At 57.1% G+C, this 22,480-nt stretch carries 14 protein-coding genes; 11 read left to right on the top strand and 3 right to left on the bottom strand.

Features of this window, described 5'->3' with window-relative positions; translation table 11 throughout:
• Window positions 1-147: 147 nt before the first annotated feature.
• Both GGR27_RS18975 and GGR27_RS18970 read left to right on the top strand, forming a co-directional pair.
• Window positions 148-3,750 carry a DEAD/DEAH box helicase gene (locus GGR27_RS18975; RefSeq protein WP_168040343.1) on the top strand — a complete coding sequence of 1,201 codons (3,603 nt, stop codon included), beginning with the start codon at window positions 148-150 and terminating at the stop codon, window positions 3,748-3,750.
• 200 nt (window positions 3,751-3,950) lie between these two features.
• Window positions 3,951-4,937 carry an aspartyl protease family protein gene (locus tag GGR27_RS18970; RefSeq protein ID WP_168040341.1) on the top strand — a complete coding sequence of 329 codons (987 nt, stop codon included), beginning with the start codon at window positions 3,951-3,953 and terminating at the stop codon, window positions 4,935-4,937.
• On the opposite strand, the gene GGR27_RS18965 is transcribed toward GGR27_RS18970, so the two are convergent.
• From GGR27_RS18965 to GGR27_RS18955, 3 genes are all read right to left on the bottom strand, one after another.
• Window positions 4,864-9,057 (bottom strand): hybrid sensor histidine kinase/response regulator transcription factor, encoded by a 4,194-nt coding sequence (locus GGR27_RS18965; RefSeq protein ID WP_168040339.1) that lies wholly within the window; start codon window positions 9,055-9,057, stop codon window positions 4,864-4,866. The genes GGR27_RS18970 and GGR27_RS18965 overlap by 74 nt on opposite strands.
• A gap of 170 nt (window positions 9,058-9,227) precedes the next feature.
• Window positions 9,228-10,856 carry a plasmid pRiA4b ORF-3 family protein gene (locus tag GGR27_RS18960; RefSeq protein WP_168040337.1) on the bottom strand — a complete coding sequence of 543 codons (1,629 nt, stop codon included), beginning with the start codon at window positions 10,854-10,856 and terminating at the stop codon, window positions 9,228-9,230.
• Window positions 10,857-11,120: 264 nt separating this feature from the next.
• A complete protein-coding gene (locus GGR27_RS18955) occupies window positions 11,121-11,822 on the bottom strand; it encodes a GNAT family N-acetyltransferase (RefSeq protein ID WP_168040335.1) in 702 nt (233 codons plus the stop codon).
• Window positions 11,823-12,104: 282 nt separating this feature from the next.
• Here GGR27_RS18955 and GGR27_RS18950 point away from each other — a divergent pair, with 282 nt between their 5' ends.
• From GGR27_RS18950 to GGR27_RS18910, 9 genes are all read left to right on the top strand, one after another.
• Window positions 12,105-12,599, top strand: a complete 495-nt coding sequence (locus GGR27_RS18950; protein WP_168040333.1) for a hypothetical protein — start codon at window positions 12,105-12,107, stop codon at window positions 12,597-12,599.
• A 54-nt stretch (window positions 12,600-12,653) separates the two neighbouring features.
• On the top strand, window positions 12,654-13,394 hold the full coding sequence (locus tag GGR27_RS18945) for a DUF4956 domain-containing protein (protein WP_168040331.1): 741 nt from the start codon (window positions 12,654-12,656) through the stop codon (window positions 13,392-13,394).
• Between the two features lie 2 nt (window positions 13,395-13,396).
• Window positions 13,397-14,392, top strand: a complete 996-nt coding sequence (locus tag GGR27_RS18940) for an HlyD family secretion protein (RefSeq protein ID WP_168040329.1) — start codon at window positions 13,397-13,399, stop codon at window positions 14,390-14,392.
• Window positions 14,393-14,417: 25 nt separating this feature from the next.
• The gene (locus GGR27_RS18935; RefSeq protein WP_168040327.1) at window positions 14,418-15,671 is read left to right on the top strand and encodes a TolC family protein; all 1,254 of its coding nucleotides are present in this window, start codon (window positions 14,418-14,420) and stop codon (window positions 15,669-15,671) included.
• Between the two features lie 102 nt (window positions 15,672-15,773).
• Window positions 15,774-16,814: a pyridoxal-phosphate dependent enzyme gene (locus GGR27_RS18930; protein ID WP_168040325.1), complete on the top strand. Its 1,041-nt coding sequence runs from the start codon at window positions 15,774-15,776 to the stop codon at window positions 16,812-16,814.
• Window positions 16,815-16,865: 51 nt separating this feature from the next.
• Complete coding sequence (locus tag GGR27_RS18925; protein WP_168040323.1) at window positions 16,866-17,930, top strand: DUF1611 domain-containing protein; 1,065 nt, start codon at window positions 16,866-16,868, stop codon at window positions 17,928-17,930.
• 221 nt (window positions 17,931-18,151) lie between these two features.
• The gene (locus tag GGR27_RS18920; protein WP_168040321.1) at window positions 18,152-19,204 is read left to right on the top strand and encodes a mandelate racemase/muconate lactonizing enzyme family protein; all 1,053 of its coding nucleotides are present in this window, start codon (window positions 18,152-18,154) and stop codon (window positions 19,202-19,204) included.
• 755 nt (window positions 19,205-19,959) lie between these two features.
• On the top strand, window positions 19,960-20,349 hold the full coding sequence (locus GGR27_RS18915; protein WP_168040319.1) for a BlaI/MecI/CopY family transcriptional regulator: 390 nt from the start codon (window positions 19,960-19,962) through the stop codon (window positions 20,347-20,349).
• Window positions 20,346-22,298, top strand: coding sequence for an ankyrin repeat domain-containing protein (locus tag GGR27_RS18910; protein WP_168040317.1), 1,953 nt, complete (start codon window positions 20,346-20,348; stop codon window positions 22,296-22,298). Before GGR27_RS18915 ends, GGR27_RS18910 begins: the two co-directional genes overlap by 4 nt.
• The last annotated feature ends 182 nt before the right edge of the window (window positions 22,299-22,480 follow it).

Genomic DNA, 22,480 nt, shown 5'->3' with positions numbered 1-22,480 from the left:
CGGGGCAAAATCTTAAAATTATGTTTCCATCACTCCCAAGCCTTTACTTTGCAGAGAAAGGGTTTGTAGTCTATGGTCTATAGTCTGTAGTACCACAGACCACAGACCACAGACCCTAGACCAAAGACCCTAGCCCAAAAACCAAAAATGCCCAACTGGCAAACCCAATACAACCCAGCCCCCGCCGCCCGAGCCGGCGCCTACCGCCGCAAATACGGCACCACCTGGTGGGGAGCCCAGTTCCTCGAAGCCCTCCAACGCGCCGATAACACCGGCCGACTGGCTCGCGGAAAAACCTACGCTAACAAGGGACTCGTCCTCAACATCGACAGCGCCGGCGCGGGGGAACTAACCGCCGAAATCCAGGGCAGTATGTCCAAGCCCTATCGCATCGCGATGAACTGGCGGCCGTGGACGAAAAAGCAGGCCGAAACCATACTTGGTGAGATCACCGGCAACGCCGCCCTGCTCGCCCAACTCCTGGCCGGAGAATTGCCGGAAAGCTTACTGAATAACTTACGGGAACACGGCCTGGACATCTTCCCCCGCAATTTCCGCGACCTCAATCTGGCCTGTAGTTGCCCCGATTACGCCACGCCCTGCAAGCACCAGGCCGCCCTGCTTTTCGTCATCGCCGCCGACATTGACGGTGACCCGTTCCAGCTCTTCGCCCTGCGTGGCCTCGATCTGAAAGCCGCCCTAAAAGACCTGCGCGGTGGCCAAGCCAAGGCCGAAGTTCCGTTACTAGCCGACTTACTGCAAGCAGTCACCGACCCGCCCGCATACCGCTGGGACGAGACCGCCTACCAAGCCCTCCACTTCAACGTCCTCACCGACGCCGGCTGGCGCGCACTCGCCGGATTACCCGATAACCCATCTTTTGACGGCGACGGGAACCTGACTAAATTTCTCGATACACTTTACGGCAAAACCACACGGATCGCCGAAAAACTATACGCTTCCGGCCGCGCTACTTACGCTGCCGCCGACCTGGTTCCGCCCGGTGGAAAACTGGAAGTCCACCTCGACCAAAACCTGGCCTTCGACTTCCTGGCCAGCTTCGACGGCGAGGACGAAGAACTGCTACGGATCGACGGCCGACCCATGTTTGTGGACTGGCTCCAACGCCTCGAATCCCAGGAACGCCACCACCTCGACGCCGAAGCGCGGACAATGTTACTCTTCTTCCAACTGGCCCGCCGCATCGCCGAAACCCGCGCCTACGTGCCCGAAATTTTCGACGGCGGCGATGGGGATTACCTGCTGCGGTACGTCCCGGCCACCAACGACGAGCGAGCACGCGAACTGCTCGAACGGACCTACGCGCTCGCTTCGCCGACGCTGCTCTACTACTATTCCGCTGCGGAAGAAACGCTGGAGTTTTTGCCGAAGGAGGCCCCGCGGGCGTTGCTTTCGCTGATGATCGGCCTGCTGGTGCAAACGGCGGTGCAGAATGCACTCTTATCCTCCGACGCGCCCGCCCGCAAACTCTTCTTGCTGCAAAATCCTCAACAGTTTACGCTGGTTGGCACGACCGGTTTCCCGGCGGCGATCCAGCGTTGGCTCTCGGAATTACACCTTTCGGAGCGCGCTTTTCAGCCGGTTTTCCGCATTGAGGAGGATAAAGATGATCTGCTCATCGACATCCTGATTCAGGATAGGGCGTCCCGACAGAGTACGGGACTTGCTGACGCGTCGCGCTCTTGGGTGCCGAGTAAGTTCGACGAGTGGCAGAGATCGGAGGCGGGCCAGGGAGCGAACTCCGTGGAAGTACTCACCCTACTCGGAAAACTGACCCGCCACTTTCCGGACCTGGAGCGGTATTTATCCGGTGGAGGTGAAAAAGCATTACGGTACTCCGTTCCGGAATTTACCCCGGTGCTGATGGCTGCTTTACCCGCGCTGGAAGCACTCGGCTTGACGGTCATGCTCCCCACGGCGCTGCGCAAACTCCTCCGTCCGAGCTTGGCTTTGCGGGCGGACAGCCAGGGCGACAAGGATGTTTCCGAACTCTCAGGTATTATCTCGCTCGACAACATTCTCCAATTCAACTGGCAGGCGGCGCTCGGGGAAAACGACCTGACGGAAGCGGAATTCCGTAAACTGCTCGACTCCACCGAAGGACTCGTCAAGCTCAAGGAAGGTTACGCCTTCGTCGACCCCGCTGAAATCGCCAAACTACTCGACCAACTGGAAGCCGGTCCGCCGGAACTCAAACAGCACGAGCGGTTAGAGGCTGTCTTTACGGAGGAATACGACGGCGAGCCGGTGCGGCTTTCTCCGCGCTTGCGTAAGCAAATCAATAAGCTGCGGGAGGGGACAATTACACTCGTTCCGGCGGGAATCAACGCTACGTTGCGGCCCTACCAAAAGGTGGGCTTCGACTGGCTTTACTCGAACTCACAACTAGGTTTCGGTTCCATCATCGCCGACGATATGGGACTAGGAAAGACACTCCAAGTCATTGCGCTGCTGGAAAAATACCGGGAAGAAGGCGCGTTGGACAAGAAAAAAGCACTGGTAGTCGTCCCCACGAGCTTGCTCGGTAACTGGCGGCGGGAGATCGAGCGTTTTGCCCCGGCACTACGGGCGCATATCTACCACGGATCGACGCGAGAAATCCCCGAGACTTCTTCTTACGACGTACTGTTAACAACCTACGGCGTTTTGCGGAGCGAAGAAAAAACCTTCGCAGGCTCCGGCTGGCAAATCATGGTCATCGACGAAGCGCAGGCCATCAAAAACCCCTCCGCCAAACAGACTAAGGCGATCAAGAAAGTGAAGGCCCCGATCAAGATCGCCATGAGCGGCACACCGGTAGAAAACAAATTACTGGACTACTGGAGCTTGCTCGACTACACACTACCAAAGTTCCTCGGTTCCAAAACCTACTTCAAAAAAACCTACGCCCGGCCCATCCAGGGGGAACGTGACCAAGTAGTCGCCGATCGCTTCCGCCGCCTGACGGAGCCCTTCGTACTGCGCCGACTAAAATCGGACAAATCCATCATTTCGGACTTACCGGACAAGATTGTCCAGACCGAAACCTGCACCTTAACGCCGGAGCAAACGGCCGTCTACCAATCCATCCTCGACGAGAATATGCGGCGGGTAGAGGAAAGTGAAGGCATCGGCCGCCAAGGCTTGATCCTCAAACTCATCACCGCCCTCAAACAATGCTGCAACCACCCGGTACAATTCCTGAAGGCGGGCCGCCCCACCTTTGCTGCTTCCGGAAAATCCCTGCTCCTGCGTGAGCGCCTGGAAAGCATCCTGGATGCCGGCGACAAGGTGTTGATCTTTACCCAGTACCGCAAGATGGGCGATTTGCTGGCGGAGATGATCGAAGACGAATTCGGTATCAAAGCACCCTTTCTCCACGGCGGTACCTCAATCAAACAGCGCGAAGAAATGGTCGACCGCTTCCAGAACGACCCCGCCTGCCCCATCTTTTTACTATCCATCAAAGCCGCCGGCACCGGCCTGAACCTGACGGCGGCCAACCACGTCGTCCACTACGATCTGTGGTGGAACCCGGCCGTCGAAAACCAGGCGACCGACCGTGCTTACCGGATCGGGCAGGAGCGGACGGTGTTTGTCCACCGGCTCGTGACGGAGAACACTTTTGAGGATAAAATCGATGAGTTGATCAGTAGTAAGCGGGATTTGGCGGACTTGAGTGTCGGTTCCGGCGGGAGCTTCCTGGGGCGGATGTCGGATGGTGATTTGCGGGCGTTGGTTAAGCTGTAGGTGAGGGTGGTGTTGCACTCTTGTAGGACATTTCGCCTAGACACTCACGAGCCAATCAGAATTGATACCGGGGAAATGTCCTAACCATTTCCCCACCCCAGTCCACCACAAAACGAGTTTCTCCAAGCCGAAAACTACACCGGCCACCAATTTTGGGATAACGACCGAGTCACTAGCGGCCCGGCGAAAACCCGCCCAAAATGTACGCTTCATTTCGACTGAGAACGTTAGCAAACGCCTCCTTCATCCCGTTTCTACTCTACTGTTCACTCCTGCTAACGTCGGCCACCCCGCTGCAGGCCAGTTCCCAAAACTCCACCGTCATTCCCTTCACGGAAGTGGGCGGGCAGCTACTGATCGACGCCGTCGTCGACGGGCGGACGGGCAAACTCATTCTCGATACGGGTGCCGAAGGCTTAGTACTTAACCAAAAGTACTTCTCCGGTTGCGCTCGCAATCACACTAATTCCAAGGGTCTGTTCGGAGACGTCGAGGCAGCCCAAGCCTGGGTCCGGCAACTATCCGTTGGTGGTTTAGAATTGGTGCCCACCCGGGCGGCGGTCGTCGACCTCGAACACCTGGCGCGCAACCATGATTTCCAGCTCTTGGGCCTGCTCGGCCACGCTACCTTAAAAGCCTACGCGATTACGCTGGACTACCGGAATCAAGTAGTTGTTTTCAGCCCGGCGAATGCGTTTAGCCCCTTCGCCGGCCAGTACGCCGACAGCTTCGCCTTTGAGTTGGAAAATTTCATCCCCGTAATTGAGGTAACGTTGGCGGGTCGTTCCCTGCGCATGGGGCTGGACACCGGCGCGGAATATAACCTTCTCGACCCCCGCCACGCCGACCACGCCACACCGTATTTCAAGCGGGAAAGAAAGGTTAGGGTGCTCTCCGCCGACGGACGGTCGGCCAGGATAAGGGGCGGGAAACTTTACCGAGTTTTACTGGGGCAACGTCACACTTGCGCGGCAATGGGCACGCTCGTGGTCGATTTGTCCCACCTGGAGGATATCTATGGCACCGAATTAGACGGCATTCTCGGGCGGGAATTTCTGGGCCCCTGGGTCTTCACCATCGATTACCCCCGCCGGATGCTCTACGTACACCGCTTCACTCCGGCCCCCGTTCCCGTGCCGGCAGTTGATCGCGGTATTCCATGGGCGTCATTCCGAACTCCTTTTTGAAGGAGCGGCTGAAGTAGCTGGGGTCGCTGAAGCCGGTGTCGTAGGCGACTACTTTGATGCTCTCGTCGGTGGTTTCCAGCAAGGTTTTTGCGCGGGCAAGGCGCACGTAACGGATGAAGCGGACCGGAGAAAGGCCCGTCAGCGCGGTCAGTTTGCGGTGGAGTTGTGAGCTGCTCATGCCGACCTCCTTGCAGAAGCTTTCGACGGTAAATTCGTAGTCGTTCATGTGCGCTTCCACCGTGGTCCTCAACTGCTCGACGAACTCCTGCTCCCGGCGATTCTCCTCCTTCGGTGCTTCCCGGGGCGCGCTTTTTTTTGCGCCCGCCACCCGCCGGTAGTAGTCCCGCATCCGCGCTCGGCCCTCGATGAGTTTTTCTACCCGCAGCAGCAGTTCCCGGCGGTGAAAAGGTTTGGTGAGGAAGGCATCGGCCCCCGTTTCCAGTCCGGTGAGTTTGCTTTGTTCGTCCGCCTTGGCCGTCAGCAGGATGACGGGAATGTGGCTGGTCAGGGTGTCGCGCTTCAGGTCGCGGCTGACGGAAAATCCATCTTTGCGCGGCATCATGACGTCGGTGATGACGAGGTCGGGAATGTGCTCCCGGGCGATCTCCAGACCCTCCTGCCCGTCCCGACCCACGAGTAATTCATAGTCATCTCCCAGGCAAGTCGCGAGGTAAGCGACCACGTCGGCGTTGTCTTCAATGAGCAACACGCGCGGGTTTTTCGACTCAGGATCGTAGTGCGAGGTCGCGGGTGCAAGGTCGGGTGGAGGAGCGGGGGTGGTGGGAGAAACCACGGGTGCCAGAGTCAATACCGGAGTATCGACGTGGGTACTTACGGGTAGCAAAACGGTAAATTCCGTTCCCTGGCCGAACTGACTCCTGACGACAATGCTCCCTTGTAAAACCCGCACGAGCTCCTGCGTCAGCGCCAAACCGATACCCGTGCCCTCCGCCCGCCGCGTGTCGGAATCATCCGCCTGGTAGAACCGATCGAAAATGTACGGCAACCGATCCTCAGGGATGCCCGGGCCGGTATCGCGAACGTGTAAGTACAAAGTAGGGGCGTTGCCAGGAAGGCTGGCCGGGTCCCCCGCCGGTAGTTTCCGCACCGTCACGTACACGTTGCCTTCCTCCGGCGTGAACTTCACGGCATTGGACAGCAAGTTGACGAAGATCTGTTGCAGCTTTTCGGGGTCGAAGTCCATTTCGATACCCGTTTCCTCGGCGTAGAAATGAAGGCCGATGTTTTTGAGGGAGGCCAGCCCGTTTACGCTGTCCGCCACGTAGCGGAGGTAAGCCACTACGTCGCCGCGCCGCGCGTCTACCCGGGTGCTGCCGTTGTCGAGTTTACTCAGATCGAGTAACTGGTTGACCAGGCCGAGCAGTCGCTGGGCGTTCCGCTCGATCATCGTCAGTCCTTCGCCCAGCCAGCGGTCGGGGTCGGATTCTATCTGGGCGGCCATGCCGGAAATAACGGTGAGGGGCGTGCGGAATTCGTGGGTAATGTTGGTGTATAATCTTGTTCTGACGCTGTCCAGTTCTTTAATTCGCCGCGCTTCTTCTTCGTTGAGACGCAGCTTAAGCTGAAAGCGATAGATCAAGGTTACCACTCCTGCCGTCAGGAGCAGATAAGCCAAGTAGGCCCACCAGGTCAGCCACCAGGGGCTGGCGACAATTATCTCCAGACTCGACGACGGGCCCCACGTTCCATTCTCATTCGCCGTACGCACCGCGAACGTATATTTCCCCGGGCTGAGCCCCAGGTAATTCGCCTCGCCGTTGCTGGGTGCCGGCCGCCAAATACCGTCGTAGCCGGTGAGTTTGATCTCCTGTCGCCCGGGCTCCGAGGTGCGGAAATTGGGACTACCGAAGTGAATGCTGAAGGCGTTTTGATCGTGGGCTAGCCGGATGGGTAGACTACTGCCACGGGGCGGGAGCGTGACGACCGACTCACTCGAATCCTGGCCAGTTACCAACAACGCAAAATCACTGATCATGCTGGCGGCCGCGCCGGAATCCCAAACACGGCCCACTTTGGTGGGGTCGATCTCCAGCAAGCCCTCGTCCGTGCCGGTGTAGATCTTCCCTGAGCTGGCGTAAAATCCCAACCCGTTCTGACTTACCCAGTCTGAGTAATTGCCGGGCGTCGCGATGACGGAAAAACCCTCTGAGTCGGAGTCGAGTAAAAGTACTTTGTCGGTAGTCAACCACACCCGCTGTTGGCCGTCGACCATCAGGTCATTAAAACCTTCCGCCCCGAAGTGGGTCGCGTCGAGTACTAGCTTATCCGCTCCCTGCGGCCCGATGGCAATAAAGTGGCGATCCGTGATTAAGTACAAATTGCCCGCCAAATCGCTGCTCGCCTGCTGAATGCGCTCGTCGCTGGAAAAATACTTGCTGAAAGGCACCGCATCGACTTCCAGGTCAACGGTCCCCGTCTCCGGTGAGAAACGGCGGACCGTTGTCTCCAAACTATCACGCGCGAAGCCCGACCCGATCATCCAGATTCCGCCGTCGGCCGCATTGCTGACGTCAATAAAATACTCCGTTATAATATCCTGGCCCAGGACGTCCAGTATCGGGTAGTTAGAAAATCCATCGATTTCCGGGCGGTAGCGGCAGAGGTAGCCCAGGCCGGTCACGATCCAGATGCCCCCTTTACGGTCCTGGTGGATGTCCATGATCATACCGGGGCCAAGGCTGCTTTCGTCGGAAGCCTCGTGGGGGTACAACCACTTTTGCCCGCTTGCGGGGTCGTAGCGCAGGACCCCGCCGTCCGTGCGGTTATTCATCCACAGGTGGCCATTCTCGTCCTCCACGAATTCTCCTGGATACTTGGGTATCAAGCCCGCCGCCCCGACGGAGGTAATTTCGTACGTACGGGTGTTGAAGCGTGATAATTCCTGCTTTGCATTACCAAGCCAGAGGTCTCCGTTACGCGCTTCTCCGGAGGCCGTCACGTCATTGATCAAGCCGGGGAGGGGGTGGACGGTCCAAGCGTTGTCCAACAGTTTTGAAACCCGCGCGTTGGGGCCGGCCGTCAGTGACCACAAAGTGCCGTCGCGGGATTGAAAGATGTTCCACGGGTAAGGCTCCGGCAAGCCGTTCGGGTCGTCGAATTCGTATTCGTAAAAGCTTTCTTCCCCCGTAGCGAGGTCGACGGAGGTGATGCCCCCCCGCCAGTACCCGGCCCAAAGGCGGCGGTCCCGGTCCTCAAAGATGAAGCGTACGTGCTGTTCGTTCTTGTAAAAGCGGGAAAGGACGTCGCTTAGCTTTCCGGACACCTTGCTGATCTCATCGCTGGGCCGGTCGAGCAGGTGGAGGCCGTTATTGCCGCTACCGACCCAGAGGCGTTGCCGGGAGTCTTCGAAGATGGCCGTCACCTTGTTGCTGGCCAGGCCGGCCGTGTCCCCCGGTTCGTGGAGGTAGCGCACGAAGTCTTCCGTTTCCGGGCGATAGCGGTTCAGGCCGCCGTCTTCGTTGTTTTCCCACGGCATCCCGGTACCTACCCAAAGGGTTCCTTGCCGGTCGACGTAAACGACCCGGCTCAGGTTGTGGCTGAGGCTGTTATAATCGTCGGACTGGTGCAGAAATCTTCGCGATTTACCGGTGGCCAGGTCGTAGCGGTACAGCCCACCGTAGGTAGCCACCCACAGGTGACCGTCCCGGTCCTCCGTGATTCCCGCCACGTAGCCCTGGTCTTTGATTTCGGGGCTTTCCGTCGCGTACTCGATGTGGTCGAAGTGCTCCCGCTGGTAATCGAAGCGGTCCAGGCCGTAGCCGTAGGTGCCGACCCAGAGGCTCCCGTCTTTGCCTACGTACAGGTACTCGACGTAGCTGGACGCCAGGCTGGTCGAGTCGTCCGGGTCGTGCAGGTAGGTGCGCATCTCGTAGCCGTCCCACCGGTGCAGGCCGGACTGAGAGCCGAACCACATGAACCCGACGGAATCCTGCACTACGGCCTGCACGTGGTTGCCATTGAGGCCGCGCGGGAGTTGGAACTGCTCGAAAAAAAAGTCGGGCCCCCCACCGTCGCTCTGGGCAAAGAGTAGGGGACCCGATAAAATCAAGTAGTAGAATAATAAATAGGCAGTGCGCGTGCGCAAAAATCTTGTTGACATGGCCGGTTGAGGATGAACGTAATGTACCGGCTTTTTTCGTGGATAGGTAGGGAAAACGGGGTGAACGGGTAGTTCGTCCGGGGGTTGGGCGGTTTGTCCTGGGGGGGGCTTGGTCTAGGGTCTGCGGTCTGTGGTCTTTAGTCGCAGGAGACCACAAACCACGAACTACCCTAATCAGCAATAACCACCTTACTCAAGCGCCCATTAATCTCCTCCACCGAAAACGCAGCTGGATCAAACCGCTTTCCCAGCGCATACACTGCGTCCTCATAATACTCATTCTTTCGCCCGTCCTTCAGCGCTTCGAGGTAGCTTTCGTACCCCCAGATCCCTCCGCAATCCTCCGGCGGAGCGGCGTTGCGGCCGGCCGTGCAAGTAGCGTGGTGTTGGTTTGCTTTTCGGGGAAGCACCTTCTCCAACTTGACGGCGTGGTGCCAGTCGTCCCCAAAATCGTACCAGTACGTGACCGAATCGTTTTTCTCGACTAGCAGGTCGCCGAGGCGGATATCGTGGTACGGCTCGGCGTCGGAAAATTGATCGTCAGCGGGTCCGAAAAAGCGCCGCCCGTAGATAAAATTGTGGAGGTGGTAACCTTCCCAATCGAAAGTGGCCTGAAGGATACGGTGAAGGTCCGCCATTGAGGTCGTAGCCGGTAGCGTCAAACGCCGCCAGATGGGTGGTTTAGCCCCCCGTAGGTCCACCCGAACTTGCAGTAGATCAGCCGGAGAAGCCACTGGCTCGATTGGCCCGAAGGCCTGCAGGAACTCCGGAGCGGAAGTGCGCGGCCCGGAGTCCGATTCGCCGTCCCCTAGCCCGGAGAGCATGCGCATGGTAGTCAACTCACTTTCGGAAAGCCCCAGCTGACCGAGCCCTACTTCCATGACTAAAGAAAAGCTTTCGGCCACGAGCGCGCTCGCCAGCGGATGACTGGGCCGGGCCGGTGGGCCCACCAGCATGTGCGTGATGTTGCCTTCCCGGTTGCCATTGTCAATAATAATGGCGGCGATAGCAGTCCCGATCATCATCAGGTTATCACTCGGGACGCCGAGGCGTAACAGGTCTTCGCCGCACTCATACAAAACATCGACGTCCTCATTCATCGCCGCCACGCGGGCGTGCGCCATCGTGATAGAAACGTACTCCCGGTCCTGGTAGAAACCCAATTCACCCGCAGGGAAGTCGGTCAGGGGCCGCAAATGCCGCTCGACCCGTCGCAATATTTTGTTATCCGAGCTGTACTGGATCAGCTCCCCAACGACCAACGGGTGGTCCGGGTAATCCTGCACGAGCCGGGCTAGTTGGTCCTCGTATTCTTCCGGGTCAAACTCACCGACCGAGCCGGGGGCAAGCAAACGTTCACCGAGCGGGCGTACCGGGTTCGGCGTGATCCGAATCCTCCGCGCATCCCGTAGCCAGCGGTAGTCGAAGCTGATGACCTGGTTGATGTCCGCCAACCAGGTTTGTATGGTGTACCCCGCCTCCCGTGCTTCGTCGATCATGTCGAGCATTTCGGTGAAACTGTCCGCGCTCAGGCGATCGAGTGATGGATACTCACCGGGGATGAGCAAGTCATCTAGCCCCAAGTCCATACGGTCGGCGAGGGCGTCTTCGAGAAGGTCGAGTAGTTGGTCAACGGGATCGGGGAAGTCGCTGCTAGCTGGTTCGCGGCCGGTGGTGAGGGCGGTAAAGTAGTCGCGGTAGCTAGTCAGGGCTTGAAGAAAATGGTCGTCCTGAGTGATGATGCCGGTGGCGGCGGCGGTTTGGCAGGTTTTTAGGATTAGGGAGACTTGGGGGTGCATGGCGGAAGGGGTTTTGGTCTGGGGTCTCTGGTCTGGAGTAATTGGACTACAGACCATAGACCATAGGCTGTTTTTGCGTCCCGACTAAGTCGGGACCGGTGCAAGGTAGGGGGTAAGAGCAAAGTGAATCATCGATTTTGATTTGCTATTTTGTAAGCATAGAGCCCCCCGACTTATCTACCGAATGATCCACGATGACCTGACGAGTACGTCCATACGCGCGTAAATTTTCAACGTACGCCTTAATAACATTTTTCTGCTGCCCTAAAGCTCTTTAACTAAAAACACCTCCCCCGCCCGCCCCGCGTAGGCATCACTCTCTACGAACCCAAGCTTCTCAAACAGCCGCAAACTCCGCGTATTACCAGCCAAAATATGCGCCGTGACCCCGGTAGCTTCTTCGTAAGTACTACTTACGAACCACTCCAGTAAACCGATCGCCCGCCCGCCGAGGCCCCGGCCCCGGTCCGCGTCACTTAATTGAACGCCGACGAAAGGGTTCGGCATCCCGTAACCAAGGCGCTCCGCACTCAGCGCGTGCAAGTGCAGCACACCCACCAGCCGTTCCCCGTCCCTTAGTCTGACGTTCCCGCTTTGCGCCCAACCATCATAACTAGTTGGTGCTTTCGGTGCTTTGTCCGTCTCCACGATTAGCCAATCACAAGCCCCGTGCTTACCGCTGTAAACGTCGTGACCGTAGCGGTGCAGTAGCGTTTCGTACAACCCCGCCCGCTCCCGGTACTCCTCGTCGACGTAGGTCGTGTCCCCTTCGGCCAGTAAAGGCCATAGTTGATCGAAATTCTCAAAACTCAGCCGAATGCACCGTAAGCCGTAGCCGGTGATCACGCCGGGAAAAGTCCAGCGCGGCGGGCGACCCAGGTTGCGGTGGATGAAAAACATATCGTGGGCGGTGAGCTTAATCGGTAACTCCTGGTAAAGACCAACTGGGTGTTTTGACGTAGCCATAAGGCTAATTTACCACGGCATTGGCTTCAGTAGTAACCTTAGCTTCTTAAAAAATTAGCTTAACGCAGGTACCAGCTTTTTCGTTCTTGGTCGAATATTTCTGAATCGTAACTGCTGCCGGTACGTACAAGCTAAAATACCTGGCACCCGTCCCGACTTAGTCGGGACCAAAAAAATAAAGTCTTTGGTCCACTACCGCAGACTGAAGACTGAAGACCACAGACCACAGACTCAAGACCAAAAACCACAGACCAAAGACCCCAAACCCGTACCTTCGCCCCCATGCCCAAAAGACCCAACCCCAGCCCCGGCTTCCGCAAACGTAGCCCCGCCAGCAAACCCGCCGGCACCGGCCGTAACCCGCAGCCCGCAAACACCGCCGCCCAGGATAAAGCTCACGAAGCCGCCCTCCTCACCCGCCTCGAAACTACCCACGGCTGCAAGCTCACACCCGGCCAGGTGAAGGCTAACGACGCCACCATCCGCGTCGGCTACCTGAACCTCGACGCCGGCCTCGCCTTCGAGATCCACCCCAAGCAGGGCGGCCTCAATTCCGGCGTCAAGCGCAAAATCAGCGCGGACGTGCTGAAGCTGTCCCTCCTGCGCCAACACTACAAAACGACCGAGGACAAGGACATCACCGTCGGCGTCGTGCTCGGTGACCAAATTAGCCTCGACGATTACCTCGGCAAAAAAGGCCCGTCCTGGATGCGCGAGGCGGCGCGGCTCCACGAAGTGGCCATACTGAACTTGCCCCGCGAACAAAAGGCGGAATAATTCTGACGGAAAGCCCGTTAGGTACAGCCCTTTCTTTTACCCAGCACCCCGCCCATGTTCAACATCGAATGGCTCAATTACGACCCCGAAACGCCTAGTTTCTACGTCGTCCTACTCACGACGCTCTTTGCGTTTGTCCTGAGCTCGACCATCGCGATTACCTACGAATTCACGACCCGGAGCATCTACCGCCGCGCGCACTACGTGCAGGCGCTGATCCTCATCGGCATGGTCGCCGCGATGGTGATGCAGGCCATCGGCGACAGCCTCGCGCGTGGCCTGGGCATCATCGGTGCGCTGTCGATCATCCGCTTCCGGACGGTGCTCGACGACCCCCGTAACATCACCTTCATGTTCGCCTCGCTGGGGGCGGGGATTGCCACGGGCGTCCTCGGCTTTTCGGTGGCGCTGACGGGGACGATCGTGTTCTGCCTCGCCGCCGTGATCCTGCGTTTCTCGCCGCTGAGTAACCCGAACGAACTGATCGGAGAGGTCCGTTTGCAGGTGCCGAAGGGAGATGAATTTAAGGGCATTATCGAAAGTATCCTGCACCGGGAATGCCGCGACATCGAACTGGAGCGCGTCCGCTTTCTAAACCCGAAGCGCGTCAAATCTTACGACGAGAACGGCATCCCAACCGTCGAAGAATACTCCCGGGATAACTTGCAGGAGTTCACCTACCTAATTAAGCTGAAACACAAGGGCAGCGTCAGCGCCCTCGGCGAATCCCTCGAAGAAATCGGGGAGCTGGACGGCCTCCGCCTCAGCTTCCGCCAACGCGACACCAAACTGTAACCATGCGCTTCAATCTATTCTACCCCGCCGTGGCGCTGGTCGGCGTCGCCCTCGTTTTTCTCTTTCAGCCGCCGGTGGAAAGTGAGCTGAATTTCTACGGGTTTGCGGAGAGCAACGAGACGGCCATCAACTACAATTACCCGGTGGTCGTGGAAGAAATTCTCGTGCGGCCGGGGCAGGCGGTGAAGGCCGGGGAGGTGTTGTTGCAGGTCAGCCGCCGTCGGTCGAAAGAGACGCTGGCCGACCAGGAGTTTCGCATTCGGGAACTCCAGTCGGAGGAAAGCATCTGGCGCGGGCGCAAGCAGGATGAACTGGCGGAAACCGATCGTAAAATGACGGATGCTACGGTACGTTTGAGTCGAGAAATCGAGGAAGCCGAACGTAAGTTGGATTATCAGCGCAGCCTGTCAGAAGGCCTAACGAGCGTGACCGTTCCCACTTCTAATTACCGACCGCAGGAAGATAAAATTATCGCTTTGAAGGAAGAGTTGGCGCGGACGCAGGTGCAAGGAAAGGAGAAGGAGCAAAGCCTAAGACGTGAGCTAAATCTCGGTGGCAACCCCTACCGGGCACAGATCGACCGGCTATCCGCCGAAGCCCAGTTTGACGAAGGCCAACGCGTTCAACCCTTCGCCGTCACGGCTCCTTCCGACGGGCTGATCGGTAACCTGTCCGTGAAGGAAGAAGAGCACGTACCGTCCTACGAAACCTTATTATCTTTTTACGAACCCCACTCCGGCATCGTCCGCGGCTACCTGCACGAAGACCAGACTTTGCGCGTAGAAACCGGCGATAAACTGGAAGTCTTCTCCCTGAAAAACCCCGAACTCATCTACGCGGGCACCGTCGTCGGCCTCGGCTCCCGGATCGTAAGCATCCCCACGCGGCTCCGGAAATTACCGGACTTCGAGACGTACGGCCGGGAGGTGATTGTGGAGATCACGCTGGATAATGGTTTTTTACAGAAAGAAAAAGTGGGGCTGCGGACGCCCCGTTGATTACCGTTGAACCCCTGCGTTGCTTATGAATGTCCGCCCCCTATTTTTCTTGGTTTTACTGCTGTTGGCTGGTTCGACTGCTGACGGTCAGCGGACGATTACGGCCGACCGGTTCTTTGCCATTCCCGCCGGTCAAACGTTAATCCCTCTCGCCAACCCGGCTACCTCGGTCGCGTCGGGACCAACCCCGATAGCAATCGGGGCGTCGTCCACGGGCGTGCCCCGGATGCCGTGGATTGAACGCTACGTGTTCCGGACGGAGACGCGGGATTTTGATCCGGGCTCTCAGGAGTTCACCATGCGCCTCCTTCCGAGCACGCCCGGCAAGCGCCGCGCCCAGCAAAATCTTGGCCGTGCGCGGGAGTCGATGCCAGATTTTAACGCGGCGGAGCGGGCGTGTGAAGTAATCGAACAACGCTACGAAGACTGGCTGGACCTGTTTGCGCTGACGCAGGAGAAAGCTTTGTTGGAACAATTGCTGGCCGTCCTGCAGGACCGGGAAACCATCCTCGGGAAGATGGCCGGGAGTTTAGATTTTGACTGGTCGGAGCTGATCCGACTGCGCACTACCCGGACGGATTTGACGATCCGGCTGGGTGAAATGAATGCGGAGGAGAATAGCCTGCTGACGGCTTATGGACTGGGTGGCGATAGCCTCCTATTTGCCGACTTCCCGACACCCAGGCAGCTTTCTTTAGACGTAGCGGATTCATCCGTGGGCGGCAGTACAACGAAGTCCCGGGAGAATGATTACGATCTGTCGCTCATCGAGACGGAACTGGCGTTGGAGCGGGCCGAGCAAAAACAGTATTTCGACTTCTTGCAATTTAAATATCGCGGCCCGAACGATGACTTTTTCCGGGAGCGATTCTCGGTTGGGTTAGGATTTCGGATACCCAACGACGGGAACGACCGGCTGAAGGTCAGAGAGCTGGAGATAGAACGGGAACAACTCGAGATAGAGCAAGCTACCATCCTCACCGAAACGACTACCATGCGGGAAGAAGTTAGCACCCGTTTGCGCGCGGACGTGGCGGCTTATGCGGAACGGGAGGATTTATACGCCGAAGAGTTGGCTTACTTCAATGAACTCACCGCCCAAATCGCCCGGGCTACGGCGACCGATCCTGATTTGCTGCTCAACGTACGGGAGCGGCAGGTCCGTAACGAACTCCGTTTGCTGGATCGGCGGCTCCGGCTGACGGACGATTATTTGAAAGGGCTGCGGGAGGCCAGCGCCCTTTGTGCCGAGCCGGGCGGAACTTATCTGCGTCGCTAGTGTCCATCTTGTATACGTAGTTCGGAATAATTTTGCTTCCGGACCCACCATCTTTTCTAAATAATTGTTCTAGTATTCCCTAACCGGCCACTTTACCCCTGAATGACTTTACGCGATAACGTTACCACCGCCGCCAACACGATTGGCTCCCTCGCCCGGGAATCCGCCCGCATTGCTGCTGACAAAAACCTGGCATCCAGCGACCGCGCCCAAGCCTTTAGAACCATCATCGCCAAGGAAGTCGGCCAGACCTGGATGCGTCCGAGCAAGGCGTTTGAACGAGATTTTGGGTTGGAAAACCTGTACCTAAAATTTGAGGGCGACAACCCCACCGGCACGCAGAAAGACCGGATTGCCTTCGCGCAAGTCGCCGAAGCGCTCGAAAACGGACAGAACGACGTAGCGCTCGCTACTTGCGGTAACTACGGCGTCGCCGTCGCCCTCGCGTGCCAACTGGCCGGACTGAATTGCCACATTTTCCTCCCCGCCGGCTACCACTCCGACCGCCTCCACGAGATGGAAGCGCTCGGGGGTAAAATTTACCGACCCGATGGTACCTACGAAACCGTCGTCGCACACAGCAGCCTCCGCGCCGCCGACGAAGGTTGGTACAACGCGAACCCCGGTGGAAAAAACGCTCAATTACAGATCGAAGCGTACTCCGGCATCGGCAAAGAACTGATCGCCGACTTGGGCGAAGCGCCGGCCACCTGCGCCGTCCCGGTCTCCAACGGTACTCTCCTGGCGGGCATCCACCACGGCACGAAAGCGGCCGGGAGTACCCGCTACGTTGCGGGCTCGTCCACGGCCAAGAACCCGATCGTGTATTCCTTCCGCCGGGGCCTGACCGAGTGCGTTGACCTTGACCCGGCCAAAATGAAAGAGACGAGAATTAACGAACCCCTCATAAATTGGCATAGCTTTGACGGGCAGGAAGCACTGAACGCGCTTCATGCTTCCAAAGGCGCGGCGTACAACATCAGCGACGAGCGGATGCGGAAGATGACGAGTTACCTGGCCAATAAAGAAGCCTTGCGGGTGCTACCCGCTTCTACCGCCGGATTAATTTCTTTGCTGAGAATGCACGAGGAAGGCGTTCTGGGGGAAGGGAAGCACGTGGCTATTTTGACGGCTAAGCGGTAACAACTTTACCGCCAGGCTAAATATATAATTTGAGTAAAGAGAAACTAAAATATGAGCACCAATCCACTCGACGGCAAAGCAATTGTTTATTGCCAAAACGCATTTAATACGCCCAGCGGCAAGACCGCCCACGGGCTGGTTCGGTTTACCCACCGCTACGAAGTACTGGGGGTAATCGACTCGAACTACGCGGGTAAGGACAGCGGCCAGGTATTAGATAATAAGCCAAACGGTATTCCCATCTACGCTTCTTTCGCCGACGCGTACGCCGCGCAGAGTGGTGCGGAATACTTGGTGATCGGTCTGGCCCCCGACGGTGGTCGCTTGCCGGAGGTAGCGCGGCAGACTTTGCGGGATGCGCTAAACGAAGGACTGCACTTAGACTCTGGTCTCCACGATTTCCTCAGCAACGACAAGAGCATCGCCGAGATCGCGGAGCGGAAAGGTCTGCGGATTCGCGACGTGCGTAAGACGCCGGACCGGGATACGTTGCACTTTTTTAGTGGTGACATCGAGGAAGTAGACTGTCTGAAAATTGCTATTTTGGGTACGGATTCCGCGATTGGTAAAAGGACCACGGCTTGGTTGCTGGTCCACGGACTGCGTGACGCGGGTAAGAAGGCCGAGATGATTGGCACCGGTCAGACGGGCTGGATGCAGGGCGCGAAATACTCCATGATCATGGATAGCTGCATCAACGACTTCGTGGCCGGTGAGATCGAGCACGCGGTGGTGAGCGCTTACCGGAACGAGGCGCCGGATGTCGTCGTGATTGAGGGGCAGGGAAGTCTGATGAACCCCGCCTACCCCGGTGGTTTCGAAATTCTCGCCGCCGGTCGGCCCGATTTCGTCATCATGCAGCACGCGCCGACGCGGAAGGAATACGATGGTTTTCCTGGTTACCGCTTGCATTCGATTAACGAGCAGATTAACGCCATTAAAGTCGTCTCTGGGCGGGAGGTACTGGCCATTACGCTTAATCACGAAGGCTTAAAAGACAATGAAATCGACGCGGCCTGCGCGGCGGTTACGGCGGAGACGGGCTTGCCTTGTTTCGACGTTTTGGCGCGGGGTGCCGGGGAATTGGTGACGCTTGTTGCTAAGCAGATCAAGTAGGTTCGGATAGGCGCGGTCGCGGGTGCCGGGGAGGGTGGCAGCGAGCGGTACTAGCCTAAATCCTGTTCTTTCAGCCGGACTAACAATACGTAAACAGTAATAACGAAATTAACTACGCTCGGAGGATGGCAAAAGCGACGGTAAGCACTACCGCCTACCAAACTACCGCCTACCAAACTACCGCCTACCAAACTACCGCCTACTAGCCTACCACCCAAAACATGAGAATAACCACCGTCGACTACGAGCGCCTGGACCTGGAACTCACCGAGCCCTACACGATCGCCTACGAAACCATCAGCCGGGCGTCCAACCTAATTCTCTACCTCGGGACCGACCGGGGCATCATCGGCATGGGCTGTGCCGCGCCCGACCCGGAAGTGACGGGCGAGACGGGCGACGACGTGGAAAAGATCATCCGGACGGTCATCACGCCCGCCCTGCTCGGTCAAAACCCGCTGAACTACGCTTTTCTAATTGAATCGCTCCGCAGCCGGCTCAATTCATCCGCGCTGGCGATGGTCGATTTGGCGCTGCACGACATCATGGCGAAGAAGGCGGACGTGCCGCTTTATCAGTTACTCGGTGGTTACCGGGATTGCATCGCTACGAGCGTTACCGTCACCATCATGCCGACGATGGCGGAGACGATGGCTAAGACGACCCAGTACGTTGACCAGGGATTCGGAATTATCAAACTGAAGGGTGGGTTGGACGTGCAGGAGGATCTCGCGCGCCTACAAGCCATGCGCGACAAGTATCCCAAGTTGACGCTCCGGTTCGACGGTAACCAGGGCTACTCGCTCGACCAGGCTTTGCGCTTTGTCACGGCCGCCCAACCGATCGGGGTGGAAATTCTGGAGCAGCCGACTACGATCGAAGATGAGGAGTTGATGGGCGAAGTGAGTATGGGCGGGACGCTGCCGGTGATGGCGGATGAGAGCTTGAAAACCCTGAAAGACGCTTTCCGCCTGACGCGGAACGACTTTACGGATATGATCAACATCAAGTTACAAAAAGTGGGTGGGCTGACGCCGGGGCTGCACATCAACTCCGTAGCCCTCGCGGCGGGGAACGAGGTGATGGTGGGGTGTTTGGATGAGTGCGGATTGGGGATTTCTGCCGGGTTACATTTTGCGCTAAGTCGGCGGAATATTGTTTATGCTGATCTGGACGGGCATTTGGATTTTGTGGAGGATCCTTTTGGTGATTTGTTTACGATTGAGAAGGGGGTGATGCGGCCTAATGGGGTGGCTGGGTTGGGGCGGGAGTAGGATTTGTAATATTGGATTTTGGTATAAAATTATTCATTGGAATGAGACTGATACTTAGTTGCCAGAGTCCAGATTAATAAAATTACAGGTGTATCGATATGCTGCTTTTTATAGTATATAGCATTCATACACCTCTGCTTCGCTTTCGTTTCTGCCCGTTTTGCTTTTCTTTTTGGAAAAAAAGAAACAAAATTCTTGTCCTTTGAGCCTGGCTGATCAATGTATTGGTGCTTGAAAGGCTAAAATCCGTAAACTCGCCACTCACTCTGTGTTTCAACATTATGCTTATCGGAAACACTAGCTCGTGGTTTTGATCTGTAATTAGTGGGGGCTCAAACAGTACGGATTTCTTAACGCCTTTCAAGCACCAATACATTGGCCAGACTCAAGGGACGTTCAACAAGTACCTAGGAATCGCCTTAGATTAGAAACGATACTCGGCACAAATAACATTCTGCTTGAGTAGTCAGACAATATTATTGTAACATTTCGACGAGCGCAGCGAGCTGCCTTGTCTCCCCTCTACCTTTGGAGAGGGGTCGGGGGAGAGGGTTTTAGAATGCCAATTCAATATTATCCACTTACTTACCTATCTGATATTTTACCTCTCAGACCTCATCGAAGTCTATTCAAATTATTGAATACACTATTGAGCTAAACCTCCCCAAACATCTATTACGATAAAAATCGTAATAAAACTTGTTTAACTACGACTACACCCGTACCTTTACTACGACAAAAATCGTAATAGAGCTATGCCCAAAGATCCTAATCCCCAACCAACCGCCTCCGAGCTTGCCATCCTGGCGATCCTTTGGGAGGACGGTCCGCAGCCCGTCCGGGTCATTCACGAGCGGCTTTCTGCGGAGAAAGAGGTGGTCTACACGACCATCCTTAAAACAATGCAAGTGATGCTAGAGCGCGGCTTCCTCGACCGGGAGAGCCAGGGGCGCAAGCACATCTACCGCGCGGCCATTGCCAGGGAGACGACCCAGGATAGTTTACTCGACACGTTCGTCAACCGCGCTTTCGGGGGCTCGGCTAAGAAGCTTGCGATGCGGGCTTTGGGTAACTACAAGACCAGCAAAGAGGACCTCGACGAGCTCAAGGCCCTGATTGAAAAAATCGAAAAAGACCAGTCATGATCGAGCAACTCTTTTCTCCGGAACTCGTCCACGCTACCGGCTGGACGCTCGTGCATTCGCTCTGGCAGGCGGCGGCTTTTGCCCTTGGATTGGGCTTGGTTTTGCTGGCTTTGCGGAAGTACAGTGCTCGGGCGCGGTATTACGTGTCCATCGCGATGCTGGGTGGTTTCTTCCTGACGGTGGGGCTGACGTTTGCTTCTCTTTACGGGGCGGATGTTACAACTGCTTCCGTCGTTATCCAGGAAGCGGGGGGCTTACCCGCAAGCATCGCTTTACAAACTGACTTGGCACCCGCGACTGCGCAAAATAATTATACGGGAAATAGCTACGAAGCAAATTTTCTGGAGCGCGTCACAAGTTATTATAATGAGCACCTACCGCTCATCGTCACGCTGTGGCTACTCGGCGTGCTGGTGCTCCAACTGAGGTTCATTGGGCAGTTAGTATTTCTGCAACGGCTCAAAAACTACGGCGCGGAGTCTTTTTCAGCCAAATATGCGCCGATGTTGCGGGAGCTGGAGGAAAAGATGGGCTTGCAAAAGGCCGTCCGCTACCTGACCTCTTTCCGCGTAACTTCCCCCTTCACGGTCGGCTGGCTGCAACCCGTCGTCATGTTCCCCGCCACCCTGCTAGAGCAACTGGCCGAGCCGGAATTGCGCACCATCCTAGCCCACGAACTGGCCCACGTCAAACGCCACGATTTTCTGGTTAACCTCGGCCAAACGCTCTTCTGCATCCTGTTCTTTTATCACCCCGCCGTCTGGTGGATGTCGGCGCGGATCGAGGAGGAACGCGAGCACTGTTGCGACGACCTGGCCATTGCGGTTACCGGCGAACGCGTCGGGTACGCAAAGACGCTCATTCAACTGAAAGAATCAGAACTAACGCCTGCTTTGGCAATGGCCTTCAAGGGGCGTGGCCGCGGGTTCCAGGGACGGGTGAAACGCCTGCTGACCGGCTACCTCGGCACGGGTACGTACGGAGAAGGCTTCACTTCCGCCGTCATTATTTTTGGGATTATGGCGTTGGCGATCACGCTTTCCAGTCAGCCCGACAACGAACTCCGACTGGCTGGTAACGACTTCACGGAAGCAAGCGAAAATTCGATGGTGCCGCTACCTCCCGCTCCACCGCCCCCGCCCCCAACTGCGCCGCCCGCAGCACCTGAACCCCCGGTTCCCAACGCCGAAATCGTTCGAATAGAAACGGAAGTAGAAGACGAGATGGCAGCAAATCGGGTGAACCGACACCTCGACATTAACGAGGGGCAGAACGAGCAATTCACCCAATTCCTACGCGCGGTGGATGAAGGAGATCAAGAACGCGTCCGGTATTTTCTCAGCCTCGGCGTGGACGTCAACGGCGAAGACGCTGACGGTTGGACACCGCTAATGGTGGCCGCCAGCGAGCACCAGGAAGCTACCGCATTGTTACTCATCGAGCGCGGCGCTAACGTCAATTACGTCAACAGTAACGGCTGGACGGCACTCATCGAAGCCGCCGACGAAGATGCGGTGGACGTAGCCAGATTACTGCTGAGCCGGGGTGCCAAAGCGGACGTGCCGGGCACCCCCCGCTCCGCCCTGACGATGGCCGCCAGCGAGGGCCACCCGGAGATGATCACGGTCCTGGTTCAGGCTGGTGCTGACATCAACGCCCTGCGGAAAATGGGTTCGCCGCTGCACGCCGCGGCCGAGGAAAACCACCTTTCAATCGTTAAATCTTTGCTTGCTAACGGTGCTGACATCATTTCACTCGATGGCCACGGGCGCACGGCGTTGCACTACGCGGCGGAAGAAGGGAACAACCGGATCGTGCTGTACCTCTTGGAGCAGGGAATTGGGGTGAACGTCGTGGACCTCCACGGCCGGACGGCGCTGAGCTACGCCGCCGAGGAGGGGAATGGTTGGATTGTTGACTATTTGCTGGAGGCGGGGGCTACGCGGTAGGTTATCCCGTCAGTTACACATCTGATGAACTTTGGTAGATCATTGCTCCGCAACGACCTACCAAAGATGCATCCGATGACCGCCGTTGGCAGCAGCGCAGCTAGAACTGACTTAATTAATACATTTTCTTCAATTCAATTTTCGCTGTCATTACGTAATCATCAAACGTAGCGAAATCTTCA

It is taken from the genome of Neolewinella antarctica (assembly GCF_011927835.1).
GTDB lineage: Bacteria > Bacteroidota > Bacteroidia > Chitinophagales > Saprospiraceae > Neolewinella > Neolewinella antarctica.
Note: the sequence above shows the minus strand (reverse complement) of the source record. Positions and strands in the feature narration are given on the sequence as shown.

Excerpts from the sequence above, each read along its gene's own strand:
- GGR27_RS18925 (WP_168040323.1), top strand. The coding sequence starts at position 16,866 with ATGAGCACCAATCCACTCGACGGCAAAGCAATTGTTTATTGCCAAAAC.
- GGR27_RS18945 (WP_168040331.1), top strand. The coding sequence starts at position 12,654 with ATGTTCAACATCGAATGGCTCAATTACGACCCCGAAACGCCTAGTTTC.
- GGR27_RS18910 (WP_168040317.1), top strand. The coding sequence starts at position 20,346 with ATGATCGAGCAACTCTTTTCTCCGGAACTCGTCCACGCTACCGGCTGG.
- GGR27_RS18975 (WP_168040343.1), top strand. The coding sequence starts at position 148 with ATGCCCAACTGGCAAACCCAATACAACCCAGCCCCCGCCGCCCGAGCC.
- GGR27_RS18915 (WP_168040319.1), top strand. The coding sequence starts at position 19,960 with ATGCCCAAAGATCCTAATCCCCAACCAACCGCCTCCGAGCTTGCCATC.
- GGR27_RS18940 (WP_168040329.1), top strand. The coding sequence starts at position 13,397 with ATGCGCTTCAATCTATTCTACCCCGCCGTGGCGCTGGTCGGCGTCGCC.
- GGR27_RS18970 (WP_168040341.1), top strand. The coding sequence starts at position 3,951 with ATGTACGCTTCATTTCGACTGAGAACGTTAGCAAACGCCTCCTTCATC.
- GGR27_RS18965 (WP_168040339.1), bottom strand. The coding sequence starts at position 9,057 with ATGTCAACAAGATTTTTGCGCACGCGCACTGCCTATTTATTATTCTAC.
- GGR27_RS18955 (WP_168040335.1), bottom strand. The coding sequence starts at position 11,822 with ATGGCTACGTCAAAACACCCAGTTGGTCTTTACCAGGAGTTACCGATT.
- GGR27_RS18920 (WP_168040321.1), top strand. The coding sequence starts at position 18,152 with ATGAGAATAACCACCGTCGACTACGAGCGCCTGGACCTGGAACTCACC.
- GGR27_RS18960 (WP_168040337.1), bottom strand. The coding sequence starts at position 10,856 with ATGCACCCCCAAGTCTCCCTAATCCTAAAAACCTGCCAAACCGCCGCC.
- GGR27_RS18950 (WP_168040333.1), top strand. The coding sequence starts at position 12,105 with ATGCCCAAAAGACCCAACCCCAGCCCCGGCTTCCGCAAACGTAGCCCC.
- GGR27_RS18935 (WP_168040327.1), top strand. The coding sequence starts at position 14,418 with ATGAATGTCCGCCCCCTATTTTTCTTGGTTTTACTGCTGTTGGCTGGT.
- GGR27_RS18930 (WP_168040325.1), top strand. The coding sequence starts at position 15,774 with ATGACTTTACGCGATAACGTTACCACCGCCGCCAACACGATTGGCTCC.